General features: G+C 71.7%; 16 protein-coding genes and 2 pseudogenes. 7 read left to right on the top strand and 11 right to left on the bottom strand.

Features of this window, described 5'->3' with window-relative positions; all coding sequences use genetic code 11:
• Window positions 1–12: 12 nt before the first annotated feature.
• Entirely contained in the window at window positions 13–357 is a 345-nt protein-coding gene (locus Sco07f_RS39965) for a DUF6924 domain-containing protein (protein ID WP_439959713.1), read from the bottom strand.
• Window positions 358–470: 113 nt separating this feature from the next.
• Window positions 471–907, bottom strand: a pseudogene (locus tag Sco07f_RS41025) (transposase); the annotation flags it as partial.
• 1044 nt (window positions 908–1951) lie between these two features.
• On the opposite strand from Sco07f_RS41025, the gene Sco07f_RS39960 reads away from it, so the two are divergent.
• Window positions 1952–2281, top strand: a complete 330-nt coding sequence (locus Sco07f_RS39960; protein WP_159107054.1) for a hypothetical protein — start codon at window positions 1952–1954, stop codon at window positions 2279–2281.
• A 454-nt stretch (window positions 2282–2735) separates the two neighbouring features.
• Here the strand turns inward: Sco07f_RS39960 and Sco07f_RS41405 are convergent.
• Window positions 2736–2883, bottom strand: a pseudogene (locus tag Sco07f_RS41405) (transposase); the annotation flags it as partial.
• A 319-nt stretch (window positions 2884–3202) separates the two neighbouring features.
• Between Sco07f_RS41405 and Sco07f_RS41015 the strand changes: the two are divergent.
• Window positions 3203–3337 carry a transposase gene (locus Sco07f_RS41015; protein ID WP_167468352.1) on the top strand — a complete coding sequence of 45 codons (135 nt, stop codon included), beginning with the start codon at window positions 3203–3205 and terminating at the stop codon, window positions 3335–3337.
• Between the two features lie 109 nt (window positions 3338–3446).
• Here Sco07f_RS41015 and recX read toward each other — a convergent pair whose 3' ends face one another.
• Entirely contained in the window at window positions 3447–4229 is a 783-nt protein-coding gene (gene recX / locus Sco07f_RS38860) for a recombination regulator RecX (RefSeq protein WP_108990709.1), read from the bottom strand.
• Window positions 4230–4232: 3 nt separating this feature from the next.
• Complete coding sequence (recA, locus tag Sco07f_RS38855; RefSeq protein ID WP_108990708.1) at window positions 4233–5357, bottom strand: recombinase RecA; 1125 nt, start codon at window positions 5355–5357, stop codon at window positions 4233–4235.
• 287 nt (window positions 5358–5644) lie between these two features.
• On the opposite strand from recA, the gene Sco07f_RS38850 reads away from it, so the two are divergent.
• Together Sco07f_RS38850 and Sco07f_RS38845 are read left to right on the top strand one after the other, a co-directional pair.
• The gene (locus tag Sco07f_RS38850; RefSeq protein ID WP_108990707.1) at window positions 5645–5845 is read left to right on the top strand and encodes a type II toxin-antitoxin system VapB family antitoxin; all 201 of its coding nucleotides are present in this window, start codon (window positions 5645–5647) and stop codon (window positions 5843–5845) included.
• A gap of 77 nt (window positions 5846–5922) precedes the next feature.
• On the top strand, window positions 5923–6678 hold the full coding sequence (locus tag Sco07f_RS38845) for a hypothetical protein (RefSeq protein WP_108990706.1): 756 nt from the start codon (window positions 5923–5925) through the stop codon (window positions 6676–6678).
• Window positions 6679–6708: 30 nt separating this feature from the next.
• On the opposite strand, the gene Sco07f_RS38840 is transcribed toward Sco07f_RS38845, so the two are convergent.
• Window positions 6709–7992 (bottom strand): AI-2E family transporter, encoded by a 1284-nt coding sequence (locus Sco07f_RS38840; protein WP_174855483.1) that lies wholly within the window; start codon window positions 7990–7992, stop codon window positions 6709–6711.
• A gap of 60 nt (window positions 7993–8052) precedes the next feature.
• A complete protein-coding gene (locus Sco07f_RS38835) occupies window positions 8053–8247 on the bottom strand; it encodes a DUF3046 domain-containing protein (RefSeq protein ID WP_007445009.1) in 195 nt (64 codons plus the stop codon).
• Window positions 8248–8328: 81 nt separating this feature from the next.
• Here Sco07f_RS38835 and Sco07f_RS38830 point away from each other — a divergent pair, with 81 nt between their 5' ends.
• Entirely contained in the window at window positions 8329–9297 is a 969-nt protein-coding gene (locus Sco07f_RS38830; RefSeq protein WP_167468351.1) for a hypothetical protein, read from the top strand.
• A gap of 81 nt (window positions 9298–9378) precedes the next feature.
• Here Sco07f_RS38830 and Sco07f_RS38825 read toward each other — a convergent pair whose 3' ends face one another.
• From Sco07f_RS38825 to Sco07f_RS38815, 3 genes are read right to left on the bottom strand one after another with little or no spacing between them, the layout of a single operon-like run.
• Complete coding sequence (locus Sco07f_RS38825; protein WP_007445008.1) at window positions 9379–9687, bottom strand: AzlD domain-containing protein; 309 nt, start codon at window positions 9685–9687, stop codon at window positions 9379–9381.
• Window positions 9687–10454 carry an AzlC family ABC transporter permease gene (locus Sco07f_RS38820; protein ID WP_108990704.1) on the bottom strand — a complete coding sequence of 256 codons (768 nt, stop codon included), beginning with the start codon at window positions 10452–10454 and terminating at the stop codon, window positions 9687–9689. The genes Sco07f_RS38825 and Sco07f_RS38820 overlap by 1 nt, the downstream gene beginning before the upstream one ends.
• Window positions 10451–11317, bottom strand: a complete 867-nt coding sequence (locus Sco07f_RS38815) for an AraC family transcriptional regulator (protein WP_108990703.1) — start codon at window positions 11315–11317, stop codon at window positions 10451–10453. The genes Sco07f_RS38820 and Sco07f_RS38815 overlap by 4 nt, the downstream gene beginning before the upstream one ends.
• Window positions 11318–11919: 602 nt before the next feature.
• Here Sco07f_RS38815 and Sco07f_RS38810 point away from each other — a divergent pair.
• Complete coding sequence (locus Sco07f_RS38810; protein WP_108990702.1) at window positions 11920–16962, top strand: ATP-dependent helicase; 5043 nt, start codon at window positions 11920–11922, stop codon at window positions 16960–16962.
• A gap of 18 nt (window positions 16963–16980) precedes the next feature.
• Window positions 16981–17811, top strand: a complete 831-nt coding sequence (locus tag Sco07f_RS38805) for an Fpg/Nei family DNA glycosylase (protein ID WP_108990701.1) — start codon at window positions 16981–16983, stop codon at window positions 17809–17811.
• A 79-nt stretch (window positions 17812–17890) separates the two neighbouring features.
• Here Sco07f_RS38805 and Sco07f_RS38800 read toward each other — a convergent pair whose 3' ends face one another.
• Entirely contained in the window at window positions 17891–18379 is a 489-nt protein-coding gene (locus tag Sco07f_RS38800; protein WP_054099794.1) for an SRPBCC family protein, read from the bottom strand.
• Between the last annotated feature and the right edge of the window lie 281 nt (window positions 18380–18660).

Raw genomic sequence — 18660 nt, 5'->3', positions numbered from 1 at the left:
GCGGCCAGTGACTCAGAAGCCTCGAAAAGCGCCGTCGTCGCCGACGGCGTCGGCGAACTCCCCGAAGTCCATGTTCGCCTCCGAGAGGTTGTTCTTGATGCTCCACTGCTCGGCTGCCACTACACGGATACACCGCCCACGCTCACCCCACAGATCCACAACGAGAAGCGGCAGTTCAGTCCAGGCGACGGCTACAGAGTCCGCAAGGGAAAGAATTGGATGCCGATAATCCGCAGGGATGAGGTCGAGGGCCGGTTCGGGCGTCAAGCCCTCGTATCTCCGATCATCGACGAATGCGAAGTTGGCCAAGAAGCCGTCCCTGCTGGCAGGAACAGCACCGCGCGCAAAGTGTCCCAAGCATCGTTTGTCGAGAAGTCAGTACGTACAACGAGGGCTTCCAAAGTGCACGGGAGCTGATGCATGCGCGGACAGTACCGCCAACCCGGTGAACCAATCCGGTCACAGCACTAGACATTCATGCCCTGCTTCCGGCGCTTCTGGGAGTACACCGCTCGTCCGCGGCGATGTGCTCGATGGGGATGAGCGTTCCGTCGACGATGACGAAGCCTCCTTCGCCCGGGCCGACGAGGGCCTCGGCAAGCTGGGAGCCAAGGAGGCCAGGAGGTCGAGGGTCTCCTCGACGTACCGCCAAGCGGTCGCGGTGAAGACCCCGAACCCGCCGCGAGTTGGGGCAGCATCTCGCTTTTCCACAGGTACACCAGCAGAGCCTGCTGGAAGCCAGACTCCGCCACCGCGTGCCGCGTTCACACCTTCAGGCACAGATGAGGCACGAGACATGCTCAACCAGTTCGTGAGGGATGGGGATGTCGAGCGTGGCTCGATACGGGACCAAGCGAGGCTCCTCGGACGAAGCGTGGTGCGTAGAGAACACCGCCGCAACGACCAAGAGCCTTGCCTTGCCACGCCACCTCCGCTGACCTGCGCCATCACCCCTGCAGAACAGGATGAAGACGGTTCAGCAATTGCCTGGCGCCCGTTTCCTGGCGTTGTCCAGCCTGGCCAACACCGTCCGAGAGGGCCAGCCTGGAGTCGTTCAGGGCATCACGGCGCCGTTCAATGCTGGCGTCAGCCAGGACGCATCAGCGATCTGAAACTTCAGAACGGGTGGTGGCCGGCCGCGCAGGTGCGCCGTTGCTCTGCCACCGCATCATCCTCCTGCCCTCACCAGCGCACGATGACATGGCAGCATCACGGATACCTTGCCACGGCTGCCCACTTGTACGCCGACAACACGCGTCGTGCTCTCATTGCACGCACCAATGTGGAGGAGGAGTCATGGCTGCCAACTGGAAGCATCTCCCACATTCAAGGACAACACGATAGACGCAATGCCAAGAAGCAGTGGATGCAATGTCAACACGCCAGAACATGGGTCAGTCATCATTGGAAGCACAGGCCAGGAACCTAGATCACTACCTGGCACTCGACTGCGGCTGCACCAGATCCATTACGCGATCGAGTGGAACCTCCAGGCAAGCATCGAGTCGATTGCCTCAAAGAGAGAAGGGACGAATAGAGATGCTGAGAGAAGCTCATACGCGACGAGTCGGTAGCGCTTCAGCCCTTGTAGGGATTTTGGTAGGCGCTCTCTCGCTCGGTGGTGCGACCATTGCGTCAGCTTCCCCCTCCGGCGCTACGGCACATCCGACAGGCTGCAAGTATTCCATTGCTGACTCATGGCGAACAACCGCTACATGCGCAAACAGCAATGGAGGATCCTACCGCGCAATCGCAAATTGTAAGGATTCAGAGGGAAGGGTTACCAACGCTGTGGGCCGTTGGACCAAGTCAGGCTTCTCTATAGCATACTGTTCTGGGTCCGGCAAGCCTACGGTAGCTGGCGTTGAGACGAGGTACAACTAACACCCGGAAACCGATAGACCCTCTTCAACATACGTCTAGAATTGACCGATCAAGAAAGGGTTGCACTATGAAGATGCGCTTCTCCCTCCTCGTTGCGGGCGGAATACTCGCAGTTTCTCCGTTGGCACTGCAAAGTACAGCAATTGCCGCTACCGATGCGGCAACAGGATGGCCGACAGGATGCTCAGCCAAAAAAATCCTTTCTGACGCTGTGGGCGCACAGTGCACCAACAGCAACGGTGGTCACTACAAGGCTATCGCGAATTGCAAGAGCGTGGTCGGCGGCGTAGAATTTTCGCGCGAGGCGGGCGTATGGAAATCAAGCGGACTTTCTGTGGTCTATTGTCCGTCGGGGTCGTACGTTACGGATGCCGGGTACATGGAGAAGGCCTCCTGATTCAGCCTCCGAACAGTCAGCTGTCGTCTACTATCTGACTCTCCGACGAGCCGAGGCAGGCGCCGAGTTCAGCGACGGTCTCGTCCGGGCTCGGCCCGGCCTCTTTCACCCAACCAGTTACTGTCGGCACATCGCGCTTCGCTGCCCGACGGGTCGGCACTTGACGGTTTCAGCTATTGATCCAAAACGGTTCCGATTCTGGGTCGTTACAAGGTGAGGACTGTCCTTCCAGCGTCCACACAAACGGGACGTCGAGCGGGCGCCCATCGCTGGCAGGAGGAAATCTCGCCGATGATCAGGTCGACCTCACCCCGGCAGCCACCTATGAGGTCACCGCGGTACTCGACGTGCCGTAGGCGGTCTATGTAGCGAAGGGTGGAATTCGGTCTGTTCGTCGCCCGGCGGTGAGCCGGCCGTCGAAGACTTGGAATGCGGCCTTCCAACACATGGTTCAGCGTTTGCGTTCGGTGCCGGTCGGGTCCAGGCGCATGACGGCCAGGTAGACGCATTTGAGGGCGGCATGGACAGTGGGGAAGTATCGCCTGGGCCCGGACAGCCTTGCGGATCCGTGCGTTGATGCTCTCGATTGCGTTGGTGGTGCACCTCGGCGAGATGCAGGGAAGCCTCCCCGTGCGTGCTGTCCCAGGGCCCGACCACGCTCCCCTTTTCGCCCCGCGAGGTCACCGGCCTGCTCACCCGCCGCCCCGGCCATCTCGACGAGGACCAGCACACTCTGCCCACCAGCTCGCCCACGCCTGCCCCGAGATGGCCGTACTGGCTGGCCACATCCACGCCTTTGCCGACCTGACTCATCCCGCGCGAGGGCAAAGCGGAGAATTTGACGGCCAGGATGACCCGGAGCCGCAACGTTGACCTGCCCTTCACTGCTTCGCGCAAGGTCTGGAGCACGACCGCGCCGCCTTGGACGCTGCCCTCACTCTGCCGCACCACAACGGACGCACCGAGGGCGTCAACACCAAGATCAGGCTACTCAAGCCGCTGATGTACGGCCGCGTCGGCCACCGTCTCCTGCGTCACATTATCGTCCTCAACTGATACCCAGTCACGGACGATCAACGCTGCCGAAAATTATAGAAAAACCACTCACCATACAGACCCAGTCCAGGTAATCACCTGCCCAGAGTGCCCTCGGTTGGACGCCCGCTCAGAACCCCTCGTCGCCGAGGTATTCCGTGTCCTCGCCCTCCTCCTCCAGTGCCTGGCGGACCACCCGCAGGGCCATGCCCTCGGAGTAGCCCTTGCGGGCCAGCATGCCGGCGAGGCGGCGCAGTCTCTTGTCGCGGTCGAGTCCCCGGGTGGCGCGCAGCTTGCGCGCGACCAGGTCGCGCGCGGTCTCCTCCTCCTGCTCGGTGTCCAGTTGGGACACCGCCACGTCGATGACCGTCGCCTCGACGCCCTTGGTGCGCAACTCTCTGGCGAGGGCGCGCCTGGCCAGCCCGCGGCCGTGGTGCCGGGACTCCACCCAGGCCTGCGCGAAGGCGCCGTCGTTGATCAGACCGACCTCCTCGAACCTGGACAGCACCTCCTCCGCGGCCTCGTCGGGGATCTCCCGTTTGCGCAGGGCGTCGGCCAGCTGTCTGCGGGTGCGCGGGGTCCCGGTGAGCAGGCGCAGGCAGATCGCCCGTGCCTGCTCCACCGGGTCCCGCGGAGGCTCCCCCTTCTCGGCCCTCGACGAGGAAGTTGCACCTCCGTCCTCGGCGGACGGCTCCACACGCTCGCGCCTTCGGCGCCCGCGCGTGCCGCCCGCTCCACGGCTCCGTCCGCCTCCGTGGCGCACCTCGCCGTCACCGTGGCGCGCCGCGCCGTCCTCGTGGGGACCGACGGCGGAGGGATCCGGCTCGTACGGGGCCGCAGCCGCCCCGTACGCGTCGTCGCCCGGCCCGGCGGAGCCGCTCGTGTACTCGGCCCAGTCGGTTCGTCGGGTCACGGGTCAGCTCTTGGCTGCCGCGGCCTTGGACTTGGTGGCCTTGGCGGTCGTGGGAGCGGGCACCGCCGGGGCGGCGTCGGCCGGGGCGGCGGAGGCGGCGTCCGCGCCGGGCTCGGTGGCCGACTCCTCGGGGCGCACACCGACGCCCAGCTTCTGCTTGATCTTCTTCTCGATCTCGTTGGCCAGGTCGGGGTTGTCCTTCAGGAAGTTGCGCGCGTTCTCCTTGCCCTGGCCGAGCTGGTCGCCCTCGTACGTGTACCAGGCACCGGCCTTGCGGACGAAGCCGTGCTCCACGCCCATGTCGATCAGGCCGCCCTCGCGGCTGATGCCCTGGCCGTAGAGGATGTCGAACTCGGCCTGCTTGAAGGGCGGCGCGACCTTGTTCTTGACGACCTTGCAGCGGGTGCGGTTGCCGACCGCGTCCGTGCCGTCCTTCAGCGTCTCGATGCGGCGGATGTCGATGCGCACGGAGGCGTAGAACTTCAGCGCCCGGCCACCGGTCGTGGTCTCCGGGGAGCCGAACATCACGCCGATCTTCTCGCGGAGCTGGTTGATGAAGATCGCGGTGGTCTTGGACTGGTTGAGCGCGCTGGTGATCTTCCGCAGGGCCTGGCTCATCAGCCGGGCCTGCAGACCGACGTGACTGTCGCCCATCTCGCCCTCGATCTCCGCGCGCGGGACGAGCGCGGCGACGGAGTCGATGACGATGAGGTCGAGGGCACCGGAGCGGACCAGCATGTCCACGATCTCCAGGGCCTGCTCGCCGTTGTCGGGCTGGGAGAGGATCAGGTTGTCGATGTCGACGCCGAGCTTCTTGGCGTACTCGGGGTCGAGGGCGTGCTCTGCGTCCACGAAGGCGACCTGGCCGCCGGCCTTCTGCGCGTTCGCCACCGCGTGCAGGGTCAGGGTCGTCTTGCCGGAGGACTCGGGGCCGTAGACCTCCACGACACGGCCGCGCGGGAGGCCGCCGACGCCGAGGGCCACGTCGAGCGCGGTCGACCCGGTCGGGATGACCTCGATGGGCTCGTTCGGCCGCTCGCCCATGCGCATGACCGCGCCCTTGCCGAACTGCCGTTCAATCTGTGCGAGCGCGGCGTCCAGGGCCTTCTCGCGGTCGGTTCCTGCCATGGGTTCCACCCGGTTTGCTTGATTCGATCGCTTCACGTCAAAGACGCTAATGCCTGCCACTGACAATGGGCCCCGATGCGGGTCCGGCCTGTGGATAACTCGGGTGCATCTCCACCCGAACCCACTCGAATCACCCGTCACGAGCCCCGCCGGAGCCTCCATAAGAATGGATGTTCGATTTTCGTGTCAAGCGCACCACGTGGCACTTCCGAGCGTACGTCCCCGGGGCGGCGAGCCAGGTGGTTGGATGCGGATGCGACACCGGGAGAGGTCGGAGAGGGGACACCATGGCCAGGATCACCATCGATCTCGACGCCGAACTCGTGGTGGAGGTGATGGGCCTGGCCGGTATCGGCTCACCCCAGGACGCCGTCGAGGCGGTGGTGCGGGACTACATCGCCCGCGGTCACCGCACCGAGACCCGCACCGAGTTCAAGGACCGCAACCTGCGGGAGATCGACGCCAAGCCGCAGGAACCGCAGGGCTGACCCTGCTCCCGCCGGCGTACGGCGGGTGCCTCCGGCCGGACGACGACGGGGCGGGCGGCCGTTGCCAGGCTCCTCCCATGCAGACCGCCCACACCGACCGCTCTCCCTTGCCGCGCCTGTGCCGCGCGACGGGCCTCGTGCTGATCCTCTCCGGCCTCGCGCACCTGGTGGTGTTCGCGGTGGACGGCGGGCCCTGGGACGGGCCGGTGTCCTGGCGCAAACCGGTGACGTTCGGGCTGTCCTTCGGGGTGACGTTGATCGCGGTCACCTGGGTCACCTCGTACCTGGACCTCCGGCCGCGAACGCGCGCGGTGCTGCTCGCGGTGTTCGCGGCCGACTGCGTCGTCGAGGTCGGCGGGATCACCCTCCAGGCATGGCGCGAGGTGCCCTCGCACCTCAACATGGAGACGCCCTTCGACACCACCGTGTCCATGACGCTCGCGGTGGGCGGCGGTGTCCTGGTCGTGCTGCTCACCGCGTTCGCGCTCACCGCCTTCTTCCGTCGTCCCACGGGGCCCGCGGGCATGGCCCTGGCGGTGCGCTCCGGGTTCGCGGTGCTGCTCGTCGGGCTCGCCTCGGGCGCCTCGATGATCGCGCGCGGTGTGGTGCTCACCCGCACCGGTCACCAGGAGGCCGCCTACCACTCCACGGCGTGGCTGAAGCCGCTGCACGGCGTGTCCCTGCACGCGGTGCTGGTCCTGCCCCTCCTGGCCCGGCTGCTGGCCCTCACCCCGTGGAGCGAGGCGGTACGGCGTCGGGTCGTGACCGCGGCGGTGTGCTGCTACGCGGCCGCCGTGGCCGGCGCCGGCGTGTGGGCCGGCCCGACGTACTGACGCGGCACCCCCGGAGGCGTGCCGCCGCTCTCACTGGGGTCCGCCGTCCCCGGCCCCTTCCGGTCCCCGCGCCCCCGGGCCTCCCTGCTCCGGGCGCCGGGTCCACAGCTTGCGCAGCCGTGTGGGCTCCCCCGGCCCCACCCGGCGGATCCGGCGCCCGTGGACGCGTGGGTCGTCCGTGACGTCATAGCGCTTGACGTAGGCGCCGAGGAACGCCTGGAGCGTGGCGACCGCGGGGATGGCGATCAGCGCGCCGACGGCACCGAGCAGGGCGGTGCCCGCGATGACGGAGCCGAAGGCGACCGCGGGGTGGATGTCCACGGTCTTGGACGTCAGCTTGGGCTGCAGCACGTAGTTCTCGAACTGCTGGTAGATCACCACGAAGATCAGCACCCACAGCGCGTACCAGGGGTTGACCGTGAACGCGATCAGCATGGGCAGGGCGCCCGCGAGGTAGGTGCCGATGGTCGGGATGAACTGCGACACCAGGCCCACCCAGACGGCGAGCGCCGGGGCGTAGGGCACCTCGAGGATCTCCAGGAGGATGTAGTGCGCGACGCCGGAGATCAGCGCCATCAGCCCGCGTGAGTACAGGTAGCCGCCGGTCTTGTCCACGGCGATCTCCCACGCGCGCAGGACCTCGGCCTGGCGGGCGGGCGGCAGGACGGAGCAGAGCCCGCGCCGCAGCCGGGGGCCGTCGGCGGCGAAGTAGAACGAGAACAGCAGGACCGTCAGCAGCTGGAAGAGGCCGCCGAGGACCTGGGCCGACACGTCCAGGACGCCCGTCGCGCTGTTCTGCACGTAGTTGCGCAGCCAGTCGGAGCGGAGCACGCCCTCCTGGACGTCGACCCGTCTCAGCTCGGTGTGGAAGTGGCCGTTGACCCAGTTGATGACGGAGTCCAGGTAGTCCGGGAACTCCTCGACCATCTTGACGATCTGGCCGGCGAGCATGGAGCCGAGCAGGGTGACGAACCCCGCGGCGGCGATCAGCACGGCGAGGAAGACGAGGAAGGTGGCGAACCCGCGGCGCAGGCCGCGCGCGGCCATCCAGCTCACCGCGGGTTCGATGGCCAGGGCCAGGAAGAACGCGATGAGGACGTTGATCAGCAGCCCGGTGAGCTGGTGGAAGGCCCAGCTGCCCAGTTGGAAGGCGGCGATGAGCGCGAGGGCCAGCACCATGGCGCGCGGCAGCCAGCGCGGCATGCCGGGGCCCGGACCGGCCGGGGCTCCGTCGGCCGGGGTCCCGGTGGGCGGCGGGGGGCCGGCCGGGGATGCGTGCCGGGCCGCCTGCCCGGTCTCGTCAGTGGATGGCACGGAGCAAGTCTCGCCCACGCCACCGACAGGCCGTCCCCGCAGGGCGGTCTCCGTGCATCTTCACCGCTGCTCCCGCGGCACGTTCATGACGGTGCACACCACCCGCCACACGTCCTTGGCGTCCCAGCCGGCGTCCAGCGCCTCGTGCACCGTACGTCCGCCCAGCTCCGCCATCACGTGATCGCGCGCGAAGGTGTCGGCGTACCCCGGACCGAAGTGGTCCGTCATCCGCTCCCAGAAGACCGTCAACCGCATGCCACCAGTATCCCGCCCCTGAGGGTGGGCCTTGGGCCGGGACCACCTGACGGAACCGCTTCTCGGCCTACGGTCTCTCCCATGGCCGAAACCGGAGCGTCCCCACTCCCCGCGATCCCGCCGCCCGCGTCCCGCCGCGCCCCTGACCCGCGCTCACCGCTCGCGCGCGCGGAGCAGTTCCTGTGGCTCACCGCGCGCGTACTGGAGCGGCGGCTGTTCGCGTACCACTTCCGCGGCGGGGATCCCGGCCCGGTGGAGACCGCGCTGGACGCCTACCGCAACGAGGACGGCGGGTACGGGCACGCGCTGGAGCCCGATGTGCGCGGGCCGGTCAGCCAGCCGCTGCACACCGCGCGTGCTCTGCACGTCCTGGACGCCGTGGGACGTTGCGGCGGGCAGCGGATCGAGCGGGTTTGCCGCTATCTGACCTCCGTGTCCACCCCGGACGGTGCCCTGCCGCTGATCCGCGCGGACGGGGAGGCATGTCCGGCAGCGCCCTTCGTGCCGGTCGTGGCCGACCCGGCCGGGGAGCTGCTCGCCACCGGCCCGGTGGTCGGTTTGCTGCACCGCAACGAGGTCTGGCACGCCTGGCTGTTCCGCGCCACCGACTTCTGCTGGCAGGCGGCGGAGTCGCTGGAGGCGTCGTGTCCGTACGAGATCGAGGCCGCCGTGGCCTTCCTGGACACCGCTCCGGACCGTTCACGCGCGCAGACCGCGGCCGACCGGCTGGGCCGCCTGGTGCGCGAGCGGCGCCTCGCCGTGCTGGACCCGGACGGGCCCGGCGGCTTCCCGGTCTCCCCCGGTCGCGCACCGGGCGAGCGCCGTTTCCCGCACGACTACGCGAGGGATCCGCGTTCGCTCGCGCGCGCGTGGTTCACGGACGACGAGATGGCCCGCTCCCTCGACTTCCTCGCCGCGCAGCAGGAGGACGACGGCGGCTGGCCCGTCCGCCGGCCGCGTTGGGCACCCGCTCCGGCGCTGGAGGCCCGCACCCGGGCGACGATCGAGGCCCTGCGCACGCTCCGGGCGTACGGCCGCCCTCTCGTCTGACCTGACCTGACCAGGCCGGGTTCGGCCCTGGCCCGGCCCGGCCCGGCCCTGGCCCGACCGCCCGACCGCCTGCCCGCCGGTTCAGCCGCCCATGGCCCGTACGCCCGCGGTGACCACCACGGCCGCCGCGACGACGAGCAGAAACGGTGCGCGCAGCAGCAGCGCCACGGCGGCCGCGGCGACTCCCGCGGTCCGCGCGTCCAGCACGAGCGCCTGTCCGTCGGCGAAGGTCTGCTGGGCGGTGAGCGCCGCGAGGAGGGCGACGGGCAGCAGCGCGGCGAGCCGCCGGACCAGGGGCCGTTCCAGGGCGCCCGCGGGCACCAGCAGCCCGAGGAGCTTGACGGCGTAGCAGCCCACCGCGGTCACACCGATCGCGATCCACACGCTCATCACTCTCCCTCCCTCTCGGCGGTCCCACGGCCCGCGCCGTCCCCCGCACCACCCGCGCGGCGTCCGCTCGCCCACAGGACGAGGGGCGCCGCCAGCGCGGCCACCAGCACGGGTACGCCGGGGGGCAGCACGGGGAGCAGACCGAGCCCCAGGAGAACGGCCAGGGCGGCGACCGTGCGCTCGGTGGTGTCCTTCAGCATCGGCGCGAGCAACGCGAGGAAGACCGCGGGACCCGCCGCGTCGAGCCCCCAGGCGTCGGTGTCCCCGATGGCCTCGGCGCCCAGCGCGCCGAGCAGTGTGGTGAGGTTCCACAGGACGTACAGGGTGAGTCCGGTGACGGTGAACCCGATCCGGACGCCGCGCCGTGTGGGCTGTGCGAGGGCCACGGCGGTCGTCTCGTCGATGACCCACTGCGCGGCCAGTGGCCGTACCGCGCGCGGGAGGGCCAGCAACTGCGACAGGCGCAGCCCGTAGAAGGCGTTGCGCACGCCCAGGAAGAAGGCCCCCGCCGCCGCGGTGAGCGGGTTGCCGCCCGCCGCGAGCGCGCCGACGAGCGCGAACTGGGACGCCCCGGTGAACACCAGGAGGCTGAGCGCACAGGTCTGGGCGAGGGTGAGTCCGCTGCCGGCCGAGGTCACCCCGAAGGCGAACCCGGACAGTCCGACGGCGACTCCGACCCCGAGGGCGTCCCGCACGACGGCGGCGTCCGGCTTGGCGCCGGCACCACTCGCGTCGGGAGCGTCGGGAAGGGCTGTCTGTTCTGTCACGCCTCGAACGGTAGGAGCAGTCCTGACCGCGCGTCTTGTACGTTCTTGCGCTCCCGCTGGTAGGCGCCTGGCGGTACGCCGACGATCCGTGCGAAGTGCCGGTTCAGGTGCGGCTGGTCGGTGAACCCCACGGCTAGGGCGGCCTCGGCCGGGGAGGTCCCGCTGTCCAGCAGCCGCCGCGCCCGACGCACCCGGGCGTCCGTCAGCCAGGTGTGGGGCGGCATCCCGAAGGCGTCCCGGAAGGCGCGCAGCAGCGCGAACGGACTGCTCCCGAGCTCCCCGGCGAGTCGCTCCAGGCTCGGCGGGTCCGCCATCCGCTCCTCCAGCACGGCACGCGCGCGTGCCGCCGTCCCGGCTCCGGCCGTGCGCACCGGGCGCCGGGGCAGCGGGCCGCCGTTCAGCCGCAGCAGCCGGGTCACGGCCACCCGCAGCAGGGTGTCGGCGGCGAGCGCGTTCCCGTCGTCGGCGGCCCGCAGCACGCGGTGCACCAGCTCGGCGGTGTACGGGTCGTCGAGCACCGGCCGGACGAACCCCGGCGTTCCGCGCAGCGTCGTCGTCTCCGCCGCGATCCCGGCCACCAGCTCGGGCGCCGGGTAGACGGCCCCGTACCGCCACCCCTCCGGCACTCCGGCCCGCCCGGTGTGCGGGGTGTCCGGGTTGACCAGGGCGAGCGAGCCGGCGCCGGCGTACTGGTCGCTCCCGCCGTGGTGGAAGACCTCCACGCCGTCGGCGATGGCCGCGATGACGAAGTGCTCGTGCGTGTGGCGCACGAAGGTCTTCCGTATGTACTGGGCGCGGAGCAGGTCGACGTCGGGCAGCTCCGCGTAACGCCAGTGCCGTGCCCGCTCACCCGATCCCGCCATGCCCCCCATTCTCCGCCACCCGCACCTCTCGCCCGCACCTCTCGTCTCGCGCCTCGCCTCCCGCGAACTGCCCGGGCGGGCTCGACGACCGGCCGGTACCGCCGGCGAGCGCGGCCGGCCCGTACGACCGGCACCACCGACGCCCCCGGAGCCCCCGGAGCCCCCGAGTGTCCGAACCTCCGGCCACCGCCGCGGCCACCGGCCCCGGACCCCCGCCGACCGGCCCGCCGACCGGCCCGAGTGCGCCGCGACGACGCCGACGCGCACGCGTCACCCGCCCGGCTCGGACCTCCGTGTCCCCGGCCTCCGACTGCACCCCGGACGGACCCGACGACCGTGCCGCACGCGCTGCCCGGCACGCCGACGTGACCCAAGCCGCCGGACGCACGGCACCGTCCACCCTCCCCACGACCGGCTCGGCCACCGTCCCGTACCGGGGCCCCCGCCCCGCCCGGCTCGGGCGAGCAGCCTCGGCGTCCGGCCGCTCCGGCCGCTCCGGCCGCTCCGTTCGCTCCGGCCGCTCCGGACGGCTCCGACCGGCGAGAGCAGGCCCGTCCGCCCGCCTCGGGCCGATTGTCAGTGGCCGGGTGCACGATGGATCCATGGTCAGCTCCGCACACCGGGCCCTGGACGGCTTCTCCCCCGCGACCCGCGGATGGTTCACGGGGGCCTTCTCCGCGCCCACCTCCGCCCAGGCGGGCGCGTGGCAGGCCATCTCGCAGGGCTCGGACGTGCTGGTGGTCGCCCCCACGGGCTCCGGCAAGACGCTGGCCGCCTTCCTCGCCGCGCTGGACCAGCTGACCTCGACACCCCCGCCCGCCGACCCCAAGAAGCGCTGTCGCGTCCTGTACGTCTCACCGCTGAAGGCCCTGGCCGTCGACGTCGAGCGCAATCTGCGCAGCCCGCTGACCGGCATCCGTCAGGAGTCCGTACGCCTGGGTCTGCCCGAGCCGGAGGTCAAGGTCGGCATCCGCTCCGGGGACACCCCACCCGCCGAGCGCCGCGCCCTGTCCACCCGGCCGCCGGACATCCTGATCACCACCCCCGAGTCCCTGTTCCTGATGCTGACGTCGGCCACGCGCGACGCGCTGACCGGCATCGAGACGGTGATTCTGGACGAGGTGCACGCGGTCGCGGGCACCAAGCGCGGCGCCCATCTGGCGCTCACCCTGGAGCGGCTGGACGAGCTGCTGCCGAAGCCGGCCCGCCGCATCGGCCTGTCGGCGACGGTCCGCCCGGTGGACGAGGTCGCCCGGTTTCTCGCCCCGCGCGGCCGCGTCGAGATCGTCCAGCCGGAGTCGGGCAAGGAGTTCGACCTGTCCGTCGTCGTCCCCGTCGAGGACCTCGGCGAGCTGGGCGGTTCCCCGGTCGCGGACGGCAACGAGGGCGCGGAGCGTCCGTCGATCTGGCCGCACGTCGAGGAGCGGATCACCGACCTGGTCCAGTCGCACCGCTCCACGATCGTCTTCGCCAACTCCCGGCGGCTGGCCGAGCGCCTGTGCAACCGGCTCAACGAGATCGCGTACGAGCGCGCGACCGGTGAGCCCCTGGACGAGCACCACTCCCCCGCCGAGCTGATGGGCGGCTCGGGTGCCGCCCAGGGCGCGCCTCCCGTGATCGCCCGCGCCCATCACGGCTCGGTCTCCAAGGAGCAGCGCGCCCTCGTCGAGGAGGACCTCAAGGCGGGCCGACTGCCCGCCGTGGTCGCCACCTCCAGCCTGGAGCTGGGCATCGACATGGGCGCCGTCGACCTGGTCGTCCAGGTCGAGTCGCCGCCCTCCGTCGCCTCCGGCCTGCAACGCGTCGGCCGCGCGGGGCACCAGGTCGGCGCGGTCTCCACGGGTGTGGTCTTTCCCAAGTACCGCGGTGACCTGGTGCAGTCCGCCGTGGTCACCGAGCGGATGCGCAGCGGCGCGATCGAGGCCCTGAGGGTCCCGGCCAATCCGCTGGACGTGCTGGCCCAGCAACTGGTGGCGATGACCGCGCTGGACACCTGGCAGGTCGACGACCTCCTGGCCACCGTCCGCCGCGCCGCCCCGTTCGCCTCTCTCCCGGAGTCCGCCTTCACGGCCGTCCTGGACATGCTCGCGGGCCGCTATCCCTCCGACGCCTTCGCCGAGCTGCGCCCACGCGTGGTGTGGGACCGGATCGCCGGCACGGTCACCGGCCGCCCGGGGGCGCAGCGGCTCGCCGTGACGTCCGGGGGCACGATCCCCGACCGCGGGCTCTTCGGGGTGTTCCTGGCCGGTGCCGACCCGAAGAAGGGCGGCGGCCGGGTCGGCGAGCTGGACGAGGAGATGGTGTACGAGTCCCGGGTGGGGGACGTCTTCACGCTCGGCACCAGTTCCTGGCGGATCGAGGACATCACCCGCGACCGGGTCCTGGTCTCCCCTGCGCCGGGGGTGCCGGGCAGGCTTCCGTTCTGGAAGGGCGACCAGCTGGGCCGCCCCCTGGAGCTGGGCCGCGCGCTGGGCGCGTTCCTGCGCGAGGTCGGTTCTCTCACCAAGGAGGACGCCCGGCTGCGTCTGGTCACCGCGGGCCTGGACGCCTGGGCCGCGGACAACGTGCTGTCGTACCTCGACGAGCAGCGTGAGGCGTGCGGGCACGTCCCCGACGACCGCACCATCGTCGTGGAGCGCTTCCGGGACGAGCTGGGCGACTGGCGGGTCGTGGTCCACTCCCCCTTCGGCGCCCAGGTCCACGCTCCTTGGGCCCTCGCCCTGGGCGCCCGCCTGTCCGAGCGCTACGGCATGGACGCCCAGGTCATGCACGCCGACGACGGCATCGTGCTGCGCCTGCCGGACGCCGACCTGATGGGACTGGACTTCCTCGACCAGGACCCCGCGAAGCCGGGCCCCGAGTACGACGCCGAGAAGGCGCCCGTCGGCGCGGCCGACGTCGTCTTCGACAAGGGCGAGGTCGACCGGGTCGTCACCGACCAGGTGGGCGGCTCGGCCCTGTTCGCGTCCCGCTTCCGCGAGTGCGCCGCCCGCGCGCTGCTGCTGCCCCGCCGCAGCCCGGGCAGGCGCACCCCGCTGTGGCAGCAGCGCCAGCGTGCCGCGCAGCTGCTGGAAGTGGCGAGCGAGTACGGCTCGTTCCCGATCGTCCTGGAGGCGGTCCGCGAGTGCCTCCAGGACGTCTTCGACGTGCCGGGCCTGGTCGAGCTGATGGGCGACGTGGAGGCCCGCAAGGTCCGCCTGGTCGAGGTCACCACCCCGGAGCCGTCCCCGTTCGCCCGCTCCCTGCTCTTCGGCTACGTCGCCCAGTTCCTGTACGAGGGCGACTCGCCGCTGGCCGAGCGCCGGGCCGCCGCCCTGTCCCTGGACTCGCGGCTGCTGGCCGAGCTGCTGGGCCAAGCGGAGCTGCGCGAGCTGCTCGACGCGGAGGTGCTCACCGACCTGGAGCGCGAGCTCCAGTGGCTCACCGAGGACCGCCGGATCAAGGATCCCGAGGGCGTCGCCGACCTGCTGCGGGTGCTCGGCCCGCTGACGGACGCGGAGCTGGCCGTGCGGGGCGCCGAACCGCAGTGGGCGCCCGAGCTGGCCGCGGCCCGCCGCGCGATCAGGGTGCGGATCGGCGGGGCCGACCACTGGGCGGCGATCGAGGACGCTGGCCGGCTGCGCGACGCGCTGGGCACGGCACTGCCCGTCGGTGTGCCCGAGGCCTTCACCGAGCCGGTCAAGGACCCGCTCGGCGACCTCCTCGCCCGCCATGCCCGCACCCACGGCCCCTTCACGTCGGTCACGGCGGCGGCCCGCTTCGGTCTGGGCGTGGCGGTCACCGAGGGCGCCCTCCAGCGGCTCGCGGGGACGGGACGGGTGGTGCAGGGCGAGTTCCATCCGGCCGGCATCGGCCAGGAGTGGTGCGACGCGACCGTGCTGCGCAGGCTGCGCCGCCGTTCCCTGGCCGCGCTCCGGCACGAGCTGGAGCCGGTGGCACCGGCCGCCCTCGGCCAGTTCCTCCCGCAGTGGCAGCACATCGGCAAGGGGCACACCCTGCGGGGCGTTGACGGGCTGGTCCGCGCCGTCGAGCAGTTGCAGGGCGCCTCCGTGCCCGCCTCCGCCCTGGAGAAGCTGGTCCTGCCCTCCCGGGTGGCGCACTACAACCCCGCGATGCTGGACGAGCTGACGGCCGCCGGTGAGGTGGTGTGGGCGGGCGCGGGTTCGCTGCCCGGCAAGGACGGCTGGGTCTCCCTCTACCTGGCGGACGCGGCCCCCCTGCTCCTGCCGCCCCCGCACCCCCTGGAGACGACCGCGCTGCACGAGTCCGTCCTGAGCACCCTGTCGGGCGGGTACGGCCTGTTCTTTCGGCAGATCGCCGACCAGGTCCGCGCCACCACCCATCCGGAGGCCACCGATCCGCAGCTGGCCGACGCGCTGTGGGACCTGGCCTGGTCCGGGCGGCTGACGAACGACACCCTCGCCCCCCTGCGCTCGCTGCTGGGTTCCGGACGCACCGCCGGGTCCACCGCCCACCGGGCGAAGCGCTCGGTGCCCCGAGGGCGGTACGGCTCGCTGACGGCCGCCGCCCGCCCGGTCTCCCGCACCGGCCCGCCGACGGTCGCGGGCCGCTGGTCGCTGCTCCCTGCCCGCGAGGCCGACGGCACGGTGCGGGCGCACGCCCTGGCCCGCACGCTGCTCGACCGGCACGGCGTGGTGACCCGCGGCGCCGTCGCCGCGGAGGGTGTGGAGGGCGGCTTCTCGGCGGTGTACCGGATCCTGGCCGCCTTCGAGGAAAGCGGCCAGGCCCGGCGCGGCTATGTCGTGGAGGGGCTCGGGGCGGCGCAGTTCGCCATGGAGGGCGCCGTGGACCGGTTGCGCGCGGTGGCGAACGCCCGCGAGCGCGGTGACGGCGCGTCCGGCCAGGGCGATCTCCCGGGCGGCGGCCCCGTGTACCGTCCGACGCCCAAGGACTCCGACGGGCCGGCCGGCGACTTCCCCCTCGGCCCCCCGGACCCGTTCGCCGACTTCGCATCCGGCAGCCCCGGAGGCTCGGGAGGCCCCGGAGGCTCGGGAGGCCCCGGAAACCCGGGAAGTCCGGGAGACGTGACGGGCCCGGGAGGCCCGGCGCCCTATGACGACGTCTTCGCCGATCCCGACGGCCTGGGCCGTTCCCCTTCCCGGGGCGACTACATCTCGCCGCGCGACTACGCCGAGCCGGGCGCCGGCGGCCCGCGTGGGGGCGCAGGCTCCGGGGGCCCGCGCGGCCCGTACGACGCTGGATTCCCCGGTCGGCGCGACCGCTCCCCCGTCGGACCGCGGGCCGTCGTCCTGGCCGCCGCGGACCCGGCGAACGCCTACGGCGCGGCCCTCGGCTGGCCCGAGCCACCGGCCGGTGCCACGCACAAGCCGGGCCGAAAGGCGGGCTCCCTGGTGGTGCTCGTCGAGGGCGAACCGGCGCTCTACATGGAGCGCGGCGGCAAGACCCTCCTGCTGTGGCCCGCCGACCCCGACCGGCTGCCCACGGAGGACCCGCGTCTGCGCGCCGCCGCGGAGGCGCTGGCGGAGGCCGCCCGCGCCGGTTCCCTCGGCACCGTCACGGTGGAGCGGGTCAACGGGGCGGCGGCACTGACCTCCCCCTTCGGCCCCCTCCTGGAGGGAGCGGGCTTCATCGCCACCCCGCGCGGTCTGCGCATCAGGGCGTGACCCTGTCACCCTTGGACCATGCCCGAAGGAGACACGGTCTGGCAGGCGGCGCGACGGCTGCACGACGCCCTCGCGGGCAAGGTGCTGACCCGCAGCGACTTCCGCGTCCCCCGGTTCGCCACGGTCGACCTCACCGGCCGCACCGTCCTGGACGTGACCCCGCGCGGCAAGCACCTGCTCGCCCGTGTCGAGGGCGGCCTGACGGTGCACTCGCACCTGCGGATGGACGGCTCCTGGAAAGTGTTCGCGCCCGGGCAGCGCTGGAGCGGCGGCCCCGCGCACCAGATCAGGGTGATCCTCGGCACCGCCGACCGCACGGCCGTCGGCTACCGCCTCCCGGTGCTCGAGGTCCTGCGCACCGCCGACGAGCAGCGCGCCGTCGGCCATCTCGGCCCCGACCTGCTCGGCCCCGACTGGGATGCGGCACGGGCGCTCGACAACCTGCGCGCGGACCCCGCCCGCCCGCTCGGTGAGGCCCTGCTCGACCAGCGCAATCTCGCCGGCATCGGCAACGTGTACAAGTGCGAGCTGTGCTTCCTGCTCGGCGTCACGCCCTGGCTGCCGGTCGGTGAGCTGCCCGCCGACCGCGCCGCGCAGCTGCCCGCCCTCGCGCGGAGGCTCCTGGAGGCCAACCGCGACCGCCCGGTCCGCCGCACGACGGGCGTGCGGGGCCAGGACCTGTTCGTGTACGGCCGGGCGCCCCGTCCCTGTCTGCGCTGCGGCACGTCGGTCCGGGTGGCCGACCAGGGCGACGGCTCCCGCGACCGCCCCACGTACTGGTGCCCGACCTGCCAGAGCGGCCCCACGCCACGTTCGGGCGGCCTCGCGGGAGCCGGGAGAAGACACTGAGGCAGCCGCCCAAGAGGACCACCGGGGAGGGCACTGAGGCGGCCGCCCGAGAGGGCCACCGGAGGAGCAACGGGGCGGCTCAGCCGGCGGCGAGCAGGGCGTCCATCTGACCGGCCGCCTCGCGCATGCCCTCGTCCATGCCCATGGTCATGAGCTGGTCCATCTGCTCCCGGGTGTCGAAGGCGGACCGCATCTCCATGCGGGTGCCGCCGTCGCGCTCGGTGAACGTCACCCGGTTCGCGGTCGTCGGCATCGCCGCGTTCGGCACCCCGTCCGCGTCGGCGAACCCGTCGGTGAACTCCAGCGACCGCGGTGCGTCGACCGTGGCCACCCGCCACCAGCCGCGGTACTTCTCGTCCCCCGGGCCGGTCATGAAGTACGTGACGTCCCCGCCCGGGGTCAGGTCGTGCTCCTCCACCGTCGCCGGGTAGGACGGCGGCCCCCACCAGCGCTCCAGCTGCCGGGGGTCGGCCCACAGCTGCCACACCCGTTCCACGGGGGCGGCGAAGTCGGCGACCAGGGTGAGGCTCAGATCGTCCAGGTCCTTGTCCAGGCTGGTGACACTCATCGGCTCAGTCCTTACGTTCATCGGTGCGCTGCGGATTCCGGTTCGCGCCCCGCCCCGGCCCCCACTCGCTACTCGCCCACGACCCCACGACCCGCTCTCCGCCCTCCGGACGGGACGACGCCGGAGCCGGCACCTTCCCGCGCAGGGCCTGCCGCCACCGCCCCGCCCCCAACGCCCCCACGGCCGCACACCGGGGCACACAGTGCACCGGGAGCACGCTCAAGCCCCAGCCACCCACGGCGACCGCCCCTTCCAGCACTCCGGCGCCGGGCTCCAGCGCC

This window comes from Streptomyces coelicoflavus (assembly GCF_003112555.1).
GTDB lineage: Bacteria > Actinomycetota > Actinomycetes > Streptomycetales > Streptomycetaceae > Streptomyces > Streptomyces coelicoflavus.
This window is presented reverse-complemented; position numbering and strand designations above follow the sequence as displayed.

Bases quoted from the DNA above. Each gene is read 5' to 3' on its own strand.
- Sco07f_RS38845 (WP_108990706.1), top strand. From the start codon at position 5,923: ATGCAGACCGCCCACACCGACCGCTCTCCCTTGCCGCGCCTGTGCCGC.
- recA (WP_108990708.1), bottom strand. From the start codon at position 5,357: ATGGCAGGAACCGACCGCGAGAAGGCCCTGGACGCCGCGCTCGCACAG.
- Sco07f_RS38825 (WP_007445008.1), bottom strand. From the start codon at position 9,687: ATGAGCGTGTGGATCGCGATCGGTGTGACCGCGGTGGGCTGCTACGCC.
- Sco07f_RS38805 (WP_108990701.1), top strand. From the start codon at position 16,981: ATGCCCGAAGGAGACACGGTCTGGCAGGCGGCGCGACGGCTGCACGAC.
- Sco07f_RS38810 (WP_108990702.1), top strand. From the start codon at position 11,920: ATGGTCAGCTCCGCACACCGGGCCCTGGACGGCTTCTCCCCCGCGACC.
- Sco07f_RS38830 (WP_167468351.1), top strand. From the start codon at position 8,329: ATGGCCGAAACCGGAGCGTCCCCACTCCCCGCGATCCCGCCGCCCGCG.
- Sco07f_RS38800 (WP_054099794.1), bottom strand. From the start codon at position 18,379: ATGAGTGTCACCAGCCTGGACAAGGACCTGGACGATCTGAGCCTCACC.
- Sco07f_RS39960 (WP_159107054.1), top strand. From the start codon at position 1,952: ATGAAGATGCGCTTCTCCCTCCTCGTTGCGGGCGGAATACTCGCAGTT.
- Sco07f_RS38815 (WP_108990703.1), bottom strand. From the start codon at position 11,317: ATGGCGGGATCGGGTGAGCGGGCACGGCACTGGCGTTACGCGGAGCTG.
- Sco07f_RS38850 (WP_108990707.1), top strand. From the start codon at position 5,645: ATGGCCAGGATCACCATCGATCTCGACGCCGAACTCGTGGTGGAGGTG.
- Sco07f_RS38835 (WP_007445009.1), bottom strand. From the start codon at position 8,247: ATGCGGTTGACGGTCTTCTGGGAGCGGATGACGGACCACTTCGGTCCG.